The organism is Enterococcus sp. E5-162 (assembly GCF_035725965.1).
GTDB classification, from domain to species: domain Bacteria; phylum Bacillota; class Bacilli; order Lactobacillales; family Enterococcaceae; genus Enterococcus_B; species Enterococcus_B lactis.
On record NZ_JAPRFV010000010.1, the window covers coordinates 74934 to 91257 of the forward strand.

At 38.8% G+C, this 16324-nt stretch carries 13 protein-coding genes and 1 pseudogene; 4 read left to right on the forward strand and 10 right to left on the reverse strand.

The genetic code is table 11. The annotated features are described in order from the left end of the window. Window positions 1-85: 85 nt before the first annotated feature. Window positions 86-976, reverse strand: a complete 891-nt coding sequence (locus OZZ83_RS10680; RefSeq protein WP_002345218.1) for a phosphate ABC transporter substrate-binding protein PstS family protein — start codon at window positions 974-976, stop codon at window positions 86-88. A gap of 194 nt (window positions 977-1170) precedes the next feature. After that, entirely contained in the window at window positions 1171-1653 is a 483-nt protein-coding gene (locus OZZ83_RS10685) for a hypothetical protein (RefSeq protein ID WP_278023770.1), read from the reverse strand. A 207-nt stretch (window positions 1654-1860) separates the two neighbouring features. On the opposite strand from OZZ83_RS10685, the pseudogene OZZ83_RS10690 reads away from it, so the two are divergent. Continuing rightward, window positions 1861-2227 (forward strand): annotated as a pseudogene (locus OZZ83_RS10690) (hypothetical protein). A 61-nt stretch (window positions 2228-2288) separates the two neighbouring features. On the opposite strand, the gene OZZ83_RS10695 reads toward OZZ83_RS10690, so the two are convergent. Together OZZ83_RS10695 and OZZ83_RS10700 are read right to left on the reverse strand one after the other, a co-directional pair. Next, window positions 2289-2864 (reverse strand): hypothetical protein, encoded by a 576-nt coding sequence (locus tag OZZ83_RS10695; protein ID WP_002291618.1) that lies wholly within the window; start codon window positions 2862-2864, stop codon window positions 2289-2291. Between the two features lie 73 nt (window positions 2865-2937). Next, entirely contained in the window at window positions 2938-4230 is a 1293-nt protein-coding gene (locus OZZ83_RS10700) for a hypothetical protein (RefSeq protein ID WP_002342471.1), read from the reverse strand. A gap of 257 nt (window positions 4231-4487) precedes the next feature. Here OZZ83_RS10700 and OZZ83_RS10705 point away from each other — a divergent pair, with 257 nt between their 5' ends. The 3 genes from OZZ83_RS10705 to OZZ83_RS10715 are packed head-to-tail and all read left to right on the forward strand — an operon-like array spanning window position 4488 to window position 8667. Further along, on the forward strand, window positions 4488-5432 hold the full coding sequence (locus OZZ83_RS10705; RefSeq protein WP_002342470.1) for an AAA family ATPase: 945 nt from the start codon (window positions 4488-4490) through the stop codon (window positions 5430-5432). Between the two features lie 3 nt (window positions 5433-5435). Continuing rightward, the gene (locus tag OZZ83_RS10710; protein WP_278023767.1) at window positions 5436-6506 is read left to right on the forward strand and encodes a DUF58 domain-containing protein; all 1071 of its coding nucleotides are present in this window, start codon (window positions 5436-5438) and stop codon (window positions 6504-6506) included. Next, window positions 6496-8667 carry a DUF4129 domain-containing transglutaminase family protein gene (locus OZZ83_RS10715; RefSeq protein WP_174132240.1) on the forward strand — a complete coding sequence of 724 codons (2172 nt, stop codon included), beginning with the start codon at window positions 6496-6498 and terminating at the stop codon, window positions 8665-8667. Before OZZ83_RS10710 ends, OZZ83_RS10715 begins: the two co-directional genes overlap by 11 nt. Before the next feature lie 112 nt (window positions 8668-8779). On the opposite strand, the gene copB is transcribed toward OZZ83_RS10715, so the two are convergent. The 6 genes from copB to OZZ83_RS10745 all read right to left on the reverse strand — a co-directional run bounded on the left by copB (window position 8780) and on the right by OZZ83_RS10745 (window position 16190). Continuing rightward, window positions 8780-10951 carry a copper/silver-translocating P-type ATPase CopB gene (gene copB / locus OZZ83_RS10720; RefSeq protein ID WP_104771461.1) on the reverse strand — a complete coding sequence of 724 codons (2172 nt, stop codon included), beginning with the start codon at window positions 10949-10951 and terminating at the stop codon, window positions 8780-8782. Window positions 10952-10970: 19 nt separating this feature from the next. Further along, window positions 10971-13157: a heavy metal translocating P-type ATPase gene (locus OZZ83_RS10725; RefSeq protein ID WP_278023763.1), complete on the reverse strand. Its 2187-nt coding sequence runs from the start codon at window positions 13155-13157 to the stop codon at window positions 10971-10973. Beyond that, window positions 13157-13366, reverse strand: a complete 210-nt coding sequence (copZ, locus tag OZZ83_RS10730) for a copper chaperone CopZ (RefSeq protein ID WP_002308701.1) — start codon at window positions 13364-13366, stop codon at window positions 13157-13159. Before copZ ends, OZZ83_RS10725 begins: the two co-directional genes overlap by 1 nt. Window positions 13367-13378: 12 nt before the next feature. Beyond that, complete coding sequence (locus OZZ83_RS10735) at window positions 13379-13819, reverse strand: CopY/TcrY family copper transport repressor (RefSeq protein ID WP_325066063.1); 441 nt, start codon at window positions 13817-13819, stop codon at window positions 13379-13381. A 73-nt stretch (window positions 13820-13892) separates the two neighbouring features. Beyond that, window positions 13893-14432, reverse strand: coding sequence for a topology modulation protein (locus OZZ83_RS10740; protein ID WP_002313548.1), 540 nt, complete (start codon window positions 14430-14432; stop codon window positions 13893-13895). A 291-nt stretch (window positions 14433-14723) separates the two neighbouring features. Then, complete coding sequence (locus tag OZZ83_RS10745; protein ID WP_002291780.1) at window positions 14724-16190, reverse strand: APC family permease; 1467 nt, start codon at window positions 16188-16190, stop codon at window positions 14724-14726. Window positions 16191-16324: the final 134 nt, after the last annotated feature.

Sequence of the window (16324 nt, forward strand, 5' to 3'; positions counted from 1 at the left end):
CAATTAAAGGAAAAATCTATATGCGGGGAAAGATAGTTGATTTTTCCTTGATTGTCACTATAACTGTAGCATATTTATCTGCTAGTTATTTGATATTTCCTTCGTGGTCACGTTCTACTTCCATCATTGTGATTGGTAAATAGCCCAATTCTTTAACAGGTCCTTCTTGGATTTCTTCTGTCATCATGTAGTCTAAGAATTTTTGGACTTCAGGGGAAGGTTTTCCGTTCGTGTACATATGTTCATAGGACCAGATTTTCCAGCTGTTATCTGCTACATTCTCTTCTTTTGGTTCTACACCGTCGATACTTAGTGCTTGTGTGGAATCATCGAGATATGAGAAGGCCAAATAGCTGATTGCTCCTGGTGTTTGACTTACCAACTGCCGAACAGTTCCTGATGAGTCTTGTTCTTGGGACTGTATAGGTGTGGCACCATCTAATCCCCATTTTTCAAATGTCGCACGGGTACCGCTGCCGTTTGCACGGTTCACAACGTTGATCTTTTGATCTTTCCCGCCAACTTCATTCCAATTAGTGATTTTTCCTGTAAAGATATCAATCAATTCCTGTTTTGTGATATCTTTGACACCTGTATCTTTGTTGACGATTGGTGCCATCCCAACTACTGCTACTTTATGATCCACTAATTTAGAGGCATCGATCCCGTCTCTTTCTTCTGCAAATACATCAGAGTTTCCGATAGTAACTGCTCCAGCTTCGACTTGGCTCAAACCAGTTCCACTTCCTCCTCCTTGTACAGAGATTTGATAATTCGGATTTTCTTGTACAAAACTTTCTTGTGCTGCATCGACCAAAGGCTGTAATGCTGTCGAACCTACCGCAACGATTTTTACCTGTTCATTTGAGTCACTTGAATTATTTTGTGTGGCAGAGCCATCTGTATTTCCTGATCCTGAGCCGCATCCGGCTAAAAGAACTCCCATCATGCCTAGAGTAAACAATACTTTTTTCATTTTATTGCTCCTTTCTTATTTACAACTAAAGTTTATCAGTCGACTGTAAATCCCTCGTATGGTTGCTGTAAAAATATAGTTAAGTTATGTAAAAATCATGTAAACGTTTTTCAGATTCTTTACACGATAATAAAAAAGCATATGAGAAACAGGCGTTTTCCGCCGCTCATATGCTTGTTACCGATGATCCACCATCAACGGTTATTTTTTATAGATACAGATCGTTCACTTTTTATCCGGATCTCTGTCCAGAAGTAAAAGAATGTCGCAAGAATAAATGAGACAATGACTAAATAGAAACACGGTTTAATGGTCAAGAAATACATGGAGGGATATGCTGAATCCTTCAGTCCGCTCTCGCTCAAACCATTAGGGCCGATGATCATGCGAGGCAACAAGGAAAACATAGATGTGAATATGAGTAAACAAGAAAAATAAAGCAGCTGCCAATTATAATGATTGATCAGAGATTTTGGCAGTAATAGACCTACACTTATCACTAAGTAAAAAATAGTCAAAGCTGGAAAATTTCTAGAAACCACAAATCCACTTCCTTGGATCAGCCCTAATATCTCGGCACCTTGCACAACAGCATTTACCCATGTAAAAGGTAGCAAAACGATAGGAAAAAACCAAAAAAATAAATAAAGCCGATCAATTACTGTTTTTCTTCTCATCAATGTTCCCCCAAACCAATTTTTCTTTCATCATACTATACAATTTTCTATCTAAAAAAATTAGGGGGAAAAACTTTTTTTTTAGAGATAATGGCATGAGAGTTTATTCATTTAATCTAGAAATAATGAAAAAGTAATTGATTATTATATGATTCAATTTACAATAAAATTAACAAAATAATAACACTTGTTAGGTGGTGACAAAATATGATAAAAACGTGTTGGAAGAATCTTCCATTGCTTTTATCTTTTGTTCCTTATGTGCATTTCGCTTTACTGCTTGATTTCCATTATCATTCCGTAAGCGGATTCATCACGTTGATATTTTTATCTCTTTTTGCTGGGTATTATTTCCAAAAAAGCAGGCGTATTTTATCTTTATTTATCGCCAATATTATATCTACTGTCACTTCCTATTTATTTTGCGTCAATTTTGCTGAATGGCGGTACTTTTATCATCCTTTAAAACCGACCCAACTGATTTTGATTCTAGCTGGCATTTACTTAGTTCCACAAATCCTTGGATCGTTATGGGCGGTAGCCTTATCTTATAAAAAAAGCACGGCATCCCTAAAAAAATAAACCCTATATGTACAAAGAGAAGCTTTTTTTCTTTTTGTACATATAGGGTTTTCTTATAATTCATGTAGAAAAATTTTTTTGATAATAATCTTATCCATCAATTGGGATTGACTGTTTTGCTCCCCTATGATTTCAGCGATGATGGTCCGATTTTGCGGTTTTCTTCTTAGCTGGTAATTGATTTTCCCGGTTTTCATCAATTCGCTGAGCATATCCACGACCCCGCCAAATCCGGTTTTTTTCGTAATAAAACCAAGTGCGACCATTCGTTCATCTAGATTTTTTGCTGTAATCGTCACACCAGTAATAAGCGAGTGCTGTAATGTTTGTGCCAACTCTTCCATCCCTTCAGCATTGGATACGACGGAAGCTGTTTTATTGACAGATTCTTCATGTATTTCTTTTTCCTTTGGTTCTTTCAGTTCCTCTTTCACTGTTTGACGAAGGACATCTAGTTCTTGCAAGAGCGTTTCGTATTGTTCTTGGGTCAACATCACACCAGCTACTTTTTCCCGATTAAATATATATACGCCAGTTCCCGCGTCTCGCGCTTGAGCAAATACATCCATCGGCGATCGTTTCACTTCTGTGATCGAAGATGTGGGAACTTCTAATTTCTTTAATTCCAATGGATTTCCTCCTTTACTAATCGCTTTTTATTATAGCATAGACTGACTTGTTTTGATCTGTTTTCCAAAGGTTTTATCGGTTTTTCCCTAACCAGTAATTGATATCCGTAAGTAGTCTTTCAATACCAAATGAAGGATGGTACAGATACGTTTTTTGATCTTCATTATGGTCTAATGGAAAAAAATGATCCGTAATCACTAGATCTGCATAACGAGGTGGCTTATTTCGAGTGCAAACATGGATCGAAATCCGTTTTCGATGTCTTAGGGTTTTGTTCAGTACCCCGGCAAGTCTTCTTGCTTCCTGATGTTCATAACGAAAAAAAAAGACGATTTTCACTTCAGGAGGATGGACATCTAAATACCCCCGTTCTTGGAGTGTCTTAAGTAAAAGCATTCCCCACTCAACTGCGGGGTGTGCAAGTGCTTGTTGGATTGCTAGACGAAATTGATACAGTTTATCTTTGGAATTGGGAAACTTTTCTAATGTTTCCTGATAATAACGAACTTCTTCTTCCACCAATCGATCATGGATACCAATCACATAACGAAGCCATTCTTGGTAAAGTACTTTTGTCAGCTTTGATTTATTTCCACTTTCAAACTCACTATTCAGCCAAAACAGCGAATCAAGCTTTTCAGTTACGATCGTCAATTTCCGATAGTCTTGTGTCTCTTCTATCCGTTCCCACCGTTTTTCAGTAATCTGGTTACAGCTCAAGCGCAAAATCGCTAGATAATTTTTTTCTTTTAGTGGCAAAATCTGCTCTTCTCTAAAAAGTAATTCTGGAAACAACTCAAAGAAAAGGGTTCGACTGTCTCCTAAAATCTCGATTTCTGCCGGATCCTTTCGTTGCTTCAATAATTGGATGAATGTCTCTGAAAAGGATTGCTCTCCATCGTCTGCAAAAAAATGGGGGAAATCTTTCAAGAAACAAAATAGCAGGTACCGTATTTTTCTTTCTGAACCAAAGATCTGCGCTTTTTTATAAGAAAACGAAAGGTGATACTCACCAAACCATTTTCTCAACCGCTCTTGTGTCGAACGATCATACTCCTGCTCATAAGGTTCATTCAACAGCAGATTTTTCAGTAGACAAAAAGGTGGTGATTGAATCAGAAAAACAAAAAGGAGGTAGGGTTCGCTATATCCTTGATCATAAACTAACTGAACGGTTTTCTTATGAAGAATCAGCTGGATTGGACAGTCGCTTTCTGCCAAACGTTTTAGATGCCGATCAACTGTTTTGACATCGATTTTCAGTTCTTCAGCTAGATCCGTTTTTCGCCAGATCAGATCTTTCATTAGGTTGATTAGTGAAAATAAATTCTGTGCATTTTTTGATAATAGTTTTTGCCATCTCATTGATCATCTCTCACCTAGTTTCTAAACATATTGTTTGATCAGAAAGGGCTCTTTTCTAAAAAGATAAAAAGTCCCTTTCTATTTACTTAATTACGCAAATTTCTCTCATTATTTTTTATTTTACTTAATTTAATTGTATTCTCATTTTAAAACGAATGTATTTAAAAAAAACATAATAAAATCACTTTGCTTGTAGGATGTATCCCCTTCCATTACAATTAAATTAAATAGTGATTTCATGAGAAGGTGATGTGAAAATGGAAGCTAAAATCGAAGAATCCAAACAAAAAATCGATCAGTTGATACAAGAATTAGAAAAAGCGGTCATCGGTAAACGTTCCACTATCCAATTGATGATCGTTGCCCTGCTAGCAGGTGGTCATGTCTTGTTCGAAGATATTCCCGGTGTAGGTAAAACATTACTAGTCAAAGCACTAGCAAAGGCTGTGCAAGGAACCTTTAGCAGAGTCCAATGCACACCTGATCTTCTTCCTAGTGATATTTTGGGCTTTTCCGTCTATAACTCACAAACAAAAGAGTTTGAATTTCGTCCGGGGCCAATCTTTACAACGATCTTGTTAGCAGATGAAATCAATCGTACGACTCCCCGTACTCAGTCAGCACTTTTAGAAGCAATGGCAGAGAATCATGCAACGATCGACAACAATACATACCCCCTAGACAATCATTTTTTTGTCTTAGCTACACAAAATCCAATCGAGTATGAAGGAACATATCCTTTGCCGGAAGCACAGCTCGATCGTTTTTTATTCCGACTACAAATTGGTTATCCTTCTTTTGACGACGAACTTCTGCTACTTTTGGATAAATTCGAAAAAGTGTTGGATAATTTGAAGGTCGTCTTGAACAGTCATGAAATAGAAGAAATAAAAACAAGTGTGGCGAATGTCTTTGTCAGCCCAGAAGTGGCATCTTATGCCTTGCAGTTAGTATCCGCAACAAGAACCCACTCTGCTATCCAGCTTGGTATCAGTCCACGAGGAAGCCTTGCCTTTATTCAAGCAGCAAAAGCCTATGCATTAATCCATGGGAGAAATTACGTCACGCCCAAAGATTTGCAGGAGTTAGTTCCTTTCGTTTTTTCTCACCGCTTGATTTTTTACGATCGTTCATTGAAGGAAGACGAAAAGACACAAATGATCCATGCCCTTGTTGCACAAATCCCAATTCCCGTGAGGTAGATAATGGAAAAAGCCAAAGATTATTTCATTAATTTTGTGTTATTTCTGATATATTTCGTCATTGTCTTTTTTGCTCTTGTATTCAACAATTCTTTAGGGTGGTTCTTATTGGCTTTTTTTACTCTTTATGTATCATGGAGTGTGTTTTCATTAAGCACCTTTCTAAAGAAACTTTCTGTTACTGGCACAGTCCAGCCAGTCGTTTATCGTAAAAAAAGTATACAGGTTATTTTTTCTATAGCCAAAAAAAGAGCTTTTTCTTTCCCTCTCCCTCGTTTACAGATCGTCTTTCCAGAGATCTTTGCAGAAAAAAAACAAGAAATATTGATCCTTACAAATAAACCGCAAGAAGTCCAAGTACTTTGGCAACCAAAAGAGAGAGGGTTCCATGAAGCATTAACCGTCATTTTTACAGCCTATGATAGTCTAGGACTTTTTAGAAAAAGGACAAGAAGAGAGCTTTCTTTTCCTGTGACTGTTCTTCCTGCTTTTCATAAAACTCAAGCAGAAACATTGCAAAGAGTTCTGGAAAAAAAACAACAGCTGAACGCGTATCAAAAAGGTCTTGATTTTCGAGAACATCGCTCTTATCGCCCCGGCGATTCTTTTAACCGAATCGATTGGAAATTGTCTGCTCATAGTCAAGAGTGGTTATACCGCGAATACGAGTATCAAGAAGAATATTCTCCGCTTCTTTGCTTTTGGGGTTCACCTAGCTTGAAATTTGACCATCTGCTAGATTTGTATTTTTCTTTATGGCATCTGAGAAAAGAAAAGCAGCCGGAACTTCTGATATTAGGCGACCGTACCTTTCATGGCAAAGATCCTGGATATACCTATTTTGCTTCTTTGAACGCTGGCGATGAGAAAACTTTTTTGGCACACTTGAAAAAACAGGCAAAAAAACAAATCGTCCTCTTTATTCCTGAGCATTCTCCTGAAGTCTCAGAAGCTGTCGAAACATTGTCGAAAGATCGAACGGTCTATCTTGTTTATTTCGCAGAAAAACAAATCATGATACAAGAAAAAGACAAGGTATGTTCACTGTCAGGAGGTGAATGGATTGACGATTAAATGGGAAAAATACCTGCGTGGCGTTTATTCCTTTATGATGCTAAGTGTAGGTGCTCCGATATTTGTAGCAGCTAATCAATTGCAAAATAGCTATCCTCTTATCCTGACTATTGGTATCCTATGTCTTATTGTCTGCTGTATTCCTAAAAAATGGGTACGATTGCTACTTTCTTTGCCAGTAATGATTGGCTGTTTGTTTACCTATTTTCCTTCAAAGACAATTTCTTTATTATGGGTCGTACAGTTTTTTTCGTCAGTTACAGAGGAATTCTTCCATCTATCCCAAGGTAAACTTCATTATTTACCAGAAAAGACAGCTTTTTTTCTCATATTGTTGTTGATCTATTTATTTATTACTTTGACCGTGGATTACGACTATTGGTATGCACCCTTTCTTGCATTGATGGGTTACTTCATGATGCTTACCGTTTTTCGGGAAAAAGAACTATTGTACGAAATGATTGCGGTAGTAGCTGTTTTATGCGTATATTTGGCAGCAAGGCAATTTTTCTCCCTCCGATTGTTGTCGGGAAACGCTCGATTCCAGTCGTTTACTACGATCCTGCTTATTTGTTTGTTCACTTTCAGCGCCATCTTGCCTTTATATCTCCCAAAAGTACACCAATCTCTTGAGGAAACGAGTGAACCGATCCGAGAATATCTTAATGATGAAGGGCTTTATGACAGACTCCATGAGTATCAATTAACCGGAAGTGCCAGAACGGGTTTCAGTGAAAATGATGAACAACTTGGTGGTCCATTGTATGATAATGGCGAAGTTGTTTTTACAGCGAACCAGAAAGTAAACGGCTATTGGAAGATAGAAAATAAGAATCATTACACCGGTTCTGGATGGGTAGAAGATCCGGATGCACCCATCCAACCAATCCAAGAATTTCCTGTTGATATCACAAGCTACCAAACAGTTATGGAAGAAAAAGAAAACATTACATTGACGCTAAAAAATCAAGCTTTTTTACCTTATCCTTATGGAAATACTACCTTGACTGATTTTTCATTAGCCAGTGGACAAACGCTTTACTATTTGCCTGAAAGCCAACGATTCATCCCTGTCCCGAATGAATCGACGCGATTGGCGTCTTTACAAACAGAAAGGTTAGCTTTTACGAGAGAAGAATTAAAAAGCAGTCAGTTAGAGGTCGATGATTTAGAAAATCAACAGACAAATCTTCAGTTGCCGAAAGGGTTGCCTCAACGTATTGAGGACTTAGCGATCGAATTGACCAAAAATGAAGCAACTTTAATTCGTAAAGTTGAAGCTGTCGAACAGTATTTGAAAACAAGCGGGAATTTTCGCTATTCCAAAACGGATACCGGACATACGCCTAAAGAACGCGATTATGTAGATTATTTCCTCTTCGATTCAAAAGTCGGCTACTGTGACAACTTTTCAACTTCTATGGTCGTCCTTCTTCGCACACTAGGCATCCCAGCTCGGTGGACAAAAGGGTTTACGGATGGGATTAGAACAGGAACAGATGAGCAAGGAAATGAGGAATACAGCATTCTCAATAGTCATGCTCATTCTTGGCCAGAGGTGTACTTTCCCGAGTTTGGCTGGCTTCCATTTGAACCAACTCCTTCATTTGCCAATCCAACTGTTTCACAACCAGCCGCTGAAACAACAGAAACCGTCCAATCTGCTGAAGAACAGCCAAAAGAAAGCGAAAATATAGTAGAAACTATTTCCAGTGAGAAACCTGAGACTATTTCGTCAGATAACACGACACTCACACCGTCTTATAAAATCGTCTTATTCAGCCTTGGGGTGTGTTTATCCGTCTTGTTGTTCTTTCTATTGTTATTTAGAAAATCTCTGCGCTGGACAAGTTATCTTATCTATCTTCATTTTTTTGCTTCTACTAATGCGGTTGCGTATCAAAAACTTCTCCACCATTTGGAAACACTGGTACCGCGCACCCCCGCAGAATCTTTGCAGGCATACAGCCAACGAATAGAACAAACATTCAATCTAGATCAACGTTTCATTCGATTAACTGCTCAATATGAAGCAGAAATATATGGGAGACAAGCAGATCCGGTAAAATTCGATAAAAAAACCTATTTAGAACTAACGCATATAATAAGAAAAACGGTATCCAAAAAGGTTATGACAAAAGGGAGCAGCTTCAAAAAATAAGATAAAATTCCTAGAGAATCTACTTCTGGAATGCCGAGAACCAGCTGATTGAGCATCGATTATTCGTAAAAAAAGGTTGTGACACGTTTTTTGTCACAACCTTTTTTCATTATTATTTGATTTTCAATGTCAAAGCATTTAGAGCTACAACTACCGTACTTAACGACATCAAGACAGCACCAACTGCTGGACTTAATATGATACCAATTGGCGCAAGAATTCCGGCTGCTAGCGGAATTGCAAGAATATTGTAACCTGCCCCCCACCAGAGGTTCTGGATCATTTTCTTTCGCGTTTGCTTGGCTAGATCAAGGAAATGCAAAATATCTTTTGGATCGCTGTTTGTCAATACGACATCCGCAGAATCGATTGCGATATCTGTCCCTGCACCGATTGCCATCCCGATTGAAGCACGGGCTAAACTTGGCGCATCATTGATCCCATCACCCACCATGATTACTTTTTTCCCTTGGTCAAGGTATTTCTGGACAACAGCTTCTTTATCATCTGGTAATAAACCGCCATAATATTCTTCGATCCCTAAATAATCTGCTACTGCTTGGGCAGCGTTTTTATTGTCACCAGTAAGCATGACAGGAGTGATTTTTCTTTCTTTCAATGTTCGGATAAATTCTTTTGCTTCTGTTTTTACTACGTCACCTAAAGCAACGATTGCAGCTAGATGATTTTCTAAAATCAGGAAGCTGATGGTATTTCCTTGTTCTTGGTAAGGTTTCAATAATGCTTGTTCTACGTTTAATCCGAGACGCTCAACTTCTTTTTCATTAACTATTTTCACTTGTTGGTTTTTGACTGTTGCCTCTAGCCCAACTCCTGAAAGATTTTTTAGATTTTCGGCTTGATAAGGCTTGATTTCATGTTCTTTCAAATAATTCATAATGCCAACAGCCAATGGATGATTGGCATTCGCTTCCAATGCTCCTAAATATTGAAGGATTTCATTTTTATTGAACGCATCATCAAGTACTTCGACACCCGTTACAGTAAATTTTCCTTCTGTTAGTGTTCCTGTTTTGTCCAGCATAATCACATCTAGATCATTAGCTTGCTCCAGTGCATTGCGGTTTTTCAAAAGTAATCCGTTTTTAGCTGCTATTGATGTAGAGCGAGCAACAACTAATGGGATAGCTAAACCTAGAGCATGAGGACAGGCGATGATAAAGACTGTTACCATACGTTCTAATGCATTAGGAAGATCTGTCAAGAACAACCAGGCGATGAATGCCAGGATACCCACAATTAATGCGACATAAAACAGCCATTTTGCCACTTTGTCAGATAATGACTCTAGCTTGGATTTTTCTCCTTGTGCTTTTCGCACCATTTCCATAACCTTCGCTAGATACCCATTTTCACCAGTTCCAGTTACTTCGATTTCGATCGTTCCATCCCCATTGATAGAACCGCCGATCACTTTATCATTGGCTCGCTTTTTGATTCCTTTTGATTCGCCAGTCACAGCTGATTCATCAACGATAGTTTCACCTTTCAAGATAACACCATCTGTTGGCATTTTGTCACCGGAACGGACGATCAAATGATCGCCTTCGGTTACTTCTTTTAGTGAGACTGTCTCTTCTTTTCCTTCTTTCGTCAAGCGTTTCACTGATTCTGGCAGTAATTCTGCTAGTTTTTGTAAAGCATTGCTGGCATTCGAAACAGCGTTCATTTCGATCCAGTGACCTAGCAACATAATGACGATCAATGTAGCTAATTCCCAGAAGAAATCCATGACGTGCGTATGAGGATTGATCAGATTCGCGATAAACGAATAGACACTATAAATATATGCAACTGTAATCCCCATCGCGATCAGCGTCATCATAGCAGGACTTTTTTGTTTCAATTCCATTTTTGCCCCGCTTAAAAATGGCTGTCCGCCATAGATAAACAGTATAGTTGCTAAGATCAGTACGAGCCAATCCGAACCAGGAAATGTTATCTGGAAGGGAAATTCCATTCCCATCATTGGTGAAAAAAGAATGATTGGGATAGCTAGGATAAGCGATAGCCAAAATTTTTGTTTGAAATTCCCCATGTGCATGGAATGATCCATACCGCCATGATCGTGATCCATGTGCATCGAATGGTCCATTTGTTTGCTGTCCGCTATATCTCCATGGTTATGTTCCATATGCATTGAATGGTCCATCTGGCTATGGTCATGCTTCATCTCCATCTGTTTTTCGTTTGAATGAGCACTTTCTTTGTTTCCTGCTTCTTTTTTATGCTCCTGTTTTTTCTCCATATCGTTCCCGTTCATTTTTACTCCATCCCTTCTCTTACTTTTTCATGTGCCGATTTAAGCTCAGGGAGTTCAACAATACACTGACGGAACTAAACGCCATCGCTCCTCCTGCAATGATTGGATTCAAAAAGCCTAATGCAGCAAAAGGAATGCCAATCGTATTATAGACAAAAGCCCAGAAAAGATTTTGTTTGATTTTTCTCAATGTCATTCTAGACAACTCGATTGTTTGAGCAATGGATGCCAAACTACTATTCATCAGCGTTACATCTGCTGTTTCCATCGCGATGTCCGTTCCACTTCCCATTGCCATACCAACATCAGCTAATGCGAGAGCTGGCGCATCATTGATTCCATCGCCTGCCATACCGACTTTTTTGCCATCTTTCTGCAGTTTTTCCACATAGGCTGCTTTATCCTCTGGAAGTACTTCGGCAAAGATGTGCATTGGATCAATACCCACTTGTTTACCGATCGTTTCGGCTGCCAGTTTGTTGTCTCCTGTCAGCATAAAGACATCTAATCCTTTATCCTGTAACTGCTTGATTGCTTGTTTGGCTTCTTGTTTGATTTGATCTGCCACGGCAATCAGCCCGATTACTTGCTTTTCATCAGCTAAAAACATGACTGTTTTTCCCTGCTGTTCTAATTCTAACGCGTGTTCTTGGTATTCATCAAATGATAGGTTCAATTCAATTAATCGTTTACGTGTACCCGCAAAATAGCGTACTCCGTTAATCGTACCGCTGATTCCAGCACCTGGATGAGCTGTAAAATCGATCATATCGTATGTTGCTGCTTCTTGCAGTTTTCCGTATTCCACGATTGCTTTACCTAGTGGATGTTCAGAAGCTTGTTCTAAAGTATAAAAAATAGATAGGACTTCTTTAGAACCGACTAGATCTGTAACTTTGGGCTTTCCTTCTGTAATCGTTCCAGTTTTATCCAAAACAATGCTGTCTAAGTGAGCAGCTGCTTCTAATGCTTCTCCGCCTTTAATTAAGATTCCGTTTCGTGCGCCAACACCCGTTCCTACCATGATAGCTGTTGGAGTTGCTAAACCTAATGCACATGGACACGCAATGACTAATACAGAGACACTATGGATCAATGCAAGTTGCCAATCACCCGTGATCAATCCTGTCGCCACTAGCGTGATGAATGCAATGACTAAAACGATCGGAACAAAAATCCCTGAGATTCGATCCGCGATTTTTTGAATTGGTGCTTTGCTTCCTTGAGCGTCTTCCACCATTTGGATGATTTGAGCTAAAACTGTCTGCTTACCAACTTGTGTGACTGCCATATGAAGCAGACCATTCGTATTGATTGTTCCGCCAAAGAGTGTGTCATCTGGATTCTTTTCTACAGGAAGACTTTCGCCAGTAAGCATACTTTCATCGATCGCACTACTTCCTGAAATGATTCGACCATCTGCTGGGATCTGCTCACCAGGACGGATGACTAGCTGATCGCCAACGAAGACTTCTTCAATCGCTAACGTTTCTTCTTTACCGTTTCTTATTACTTGAGCTGTTTTTGTTTGAAGAGACATCAATTGTTTGATTGCATTACCTGTTTTCGTTTTTGCTGTATGTTCCAAATATTTGCCGAGCAAAATCAACGTGATGATCATACTGCTGCTTTCAAAATAAAGATCTTGGGGATGTCCACGGAAAAATCCGTTGTAAATGCTCAATGCAAAAGCAGCTGATGTTCCGATTGCTACTAGTACATCCATATTTGGTGCTTTCGTCTTGATTGCATGATACGCCCCTTTATAAAAACGAGCACCAACATAAAATTGGACAGGTGTAGACAGAACTAACTGAACGATTGGCAGATGAAAAAAGTGAACAATTGCCGCATGGCCCCCCAACATCATGGCAATCATTGACAGCATCAATGGCAAAGTCAAAATCGTACTCAATACAAGATCGAATAGCATTTTTTTCAAATATACTTGCTTTTCTTCCGCAATTTTTTGTTTATGGGCTTCATCGTACAAAATCGCACCATAGCCGATATTCTCTACGCTTTGGATTAATTTTTCAGTGGTCGTCCCTTCATATTTGACACTTGCTTTTTCAGTGGCCAAGTTGACTGTGGCATTGACAACACCAGGTTGTCCGTTCAGCTCTTTTTCGATCCTAGCAGAACAATTTGCACAAGTCATACCTGTAATGACGAATGTGTCCATTTTGGTTTCTGCTGCTGCCATCAAATCACCTCTGCTTTATATCCCAATCCATTGATTGCTTGACAGATCTTTTCGGATTGGACTTTTGTTTCATCAAACTTGACTGTACCGTTTGCTTTTTTCAAGTTCACTTTTACTTTCTGTACGCCGTCAAGTGCGCTTACCGCTTCTTCGACTCTTGCAGCACAATGATTGCAGCTCATACCTTCGATTGAAAATTGTTGTTTCATTTTTTCTTCCTCCTATTTATGTTGTTTACATTCACATTGACCTGGGATACAGTTGCATTCGATTGTTTCGACTGGTTGCTTTTGTTCTAATTGTTTCAAGATTTCATTGATATCTTCTTGAGTCAAAGTAGCTTCTTCTACTAGATCCGCAATCGTCTCTCCAATCCTTTTTGCACAGATATGGGAAAAAAGATTCTCCGTCGCACTACGAACTGTTTCCATCTCTGAGACAGTTGGATGATAAATGAATTTTTTTCCTTCTTGTTCTGTCCAGATCACTTCTTTTTTTACCAAACGTCCCAGCAAAGTTTTGATCGTTGCTGGTTTCCAATCCATCGAATCAGCTAAGATCTGCGTGATTTCTTGGGCAGTCGTCTGCCCAAGTGTCCAAATAACCCGCATGATCTCCCATTCTGAATCGCTGATTTTTACCGGCGTTTTGACTTTCTCCACTTATTTCACACCTTTCGTTTACAAATGTAATCAATAGCTTATGAATAAAGATTACACTTGTAAACAAAAACTGTCAATTATTTTTGCTCTCTATTTTCAATTTAGTTAAAAATTCTTGTTTTTCCCCTCTTGTTTTAAGGATGATCAGTTTGTTTCGTGCATGGTTTTCTTGGATCAGTTGCTGTATTTTCGGTTCATTGTTTTCTTCAAAATGCCAGATAAAAGATAAAAATTCTACGTATTCCCTGTTTAGTTTCTCTGTAAATGCTTCAGGCATATCTGGCCGTGATTTTTTGTTTATCTTTCTTTTTAGAGAACGCCAAACTACTCGGTAGATGGCGACATAACGCGGCACTTTAAGCCAAATGATTTTATCTGCTTCTTTGATTCTCTCTTCTAACGTAGAAGTATAATTTCCTTCAACGATCCATGACGGATTAGATACCATAAACGATTGCTGTTCTTGTAAAAACCACTGTTTTGCCTGAATACTGTAATCTGTCGTATGCCATAAAAGGTCTAGAGGCAGTAGCGGAAAGCCGGTGATTTCTTTGATCTTCCTTGCGAGGGTCGATTTTCCCGACCCACTTTGTCCAATCACGATGATCTTCATTTTCCTCCCTCACTTCTCTTTGGAATTTGGTTCGATCATACCACTTATAATGCCACAAAAAAACAAGGGACTGTGACAAAAGTCGTGTCAAAGTCCCTTGTTCCGAATAAACGGTGTTCTCCTGCCAACTCCTCGGTCACAAGTCACACTATTCAACAAACATGAGAAGCTGTTTTTTGAACTTGTTCCTTGTGACTCAGAGTGAAACGGCAAGTTCCCGACCTCTGGGTAAACGGTGTTCAATCAGCTGACCACTTCTGTTACAACCTCTTGTAACAAGTATTTCTATATTTAAGGCTGAACCACAGTTTCTGGCTCAGTGATTTCTTTATTTTTGTCTCGACGAGCGATGGCCGGCAAGATCATGCCTAATAAGATCAAGACGATTGGTGTGATGATATTCGTGAATAGCTGGAACCACCATGCTTTAGGATCCGCAGTGTAATCTACTTTTGGCACCATTCCTAAGATACAGGCGAACGCAGTGAAGGCAAAGCACCAAGCACCGAAGATAAACCCGATTTTTGGATTTTTGACAAATTTATATTCAGAATTGAATTTCTTATAAGCTTTATTCAACATCATATACGCCAAGAATACCCATAGGTAACGCATTGGCATAACAACTGAGTTCAAGTTCGTCAACCATTTAACTAATTCATTCATATCTTTGATACCGAAGATTGGCAGCAAAATAATGATTCCTACTAGGATACCTGTCAAAAGATAGCCGTTTACTAATGTACCTTTATGACTACGTTTACGTAGCCAGTTTGGTACGAATTCTGGATCTGCATCTGCTAACAAGATTTTTAACGGTGCATCGATTGAAAAGGCTAATGCGGAGATTTGTCCGATCATATTTGTCAATGCGTAAATAATCATCAATGAGTTACCGATACCATAGTAATTACCTAAAATTTGAAAAGCACTGTATGCCCCATTTGCCATCAAGTCTTTAGGAATATTATCGCTAGCAAACAGCATGCCCATTGCGACTGAACCTAATACAGCACAAATCCCTACCATTGCTGCTAAGAAAATCATCCCTTTAGGAAATTCTTTTGCAGGGTTTCTTGTAGAGTTGACATAAGGGGATATTTTTTCCGCTCCTCCAACTGCAAATACTAACATAGAGACGGTTGTGAAATAACTGAAGTCAAAGGTTGGAATATATGTTTTCACTTGATTCATATGCGGTGTGGCAAATTCCATCGTTGGGTTGATGAACGGCGCCGTTACTGCTAAAAGAATAAATAAGATCGACATGACGAACATCGCTGTTCCGGCTAATCCGCCGATCACTTTCAACGTAGAAAGTCCTTTTGTTGATAAATATAAAAAGGCAAGAAATATAATAAGTGAAATAACTGCTACCATTTGGACTGACATCGTATTTACGATATTTCCGTTTCCTTGGACCGCCCAACCCCCTGCAATCAGGATGGCTTGAGGTTTTTGTGCCAAATAAGGAATATGCACGACCCAGTAAGTCCAAGCAGCATAATATGCCAGCCGTTTATTGGATGTCGTATTTTCGACCCATGAACTGACGCCTCCTTTACTATCCTTGAAGGCTGAGCCTAATTGTCCAACGATCAATGCGTATGGAATGAAATAAATGGCTAGAATCAATAGCCAAGAGGTGACAACTGATACTCCTTGCTGGGCATAGTTATTAACTACATTCCCCATGCCCCAAACCATGTTGAATGCAATTAACGCAACAGTGAACCAGCGTAATTGTTTATTGTTCATTCGTTCTCTCCTTTATAATAAAAATTTGTTAACCAAATGTAATCATATTCAATTTTTAACAAACTTACAAGACAGCGTTATTTTATGTGTGTATTCTTTTATTTAATACACATCATTTTTTCATATTTTTTCCA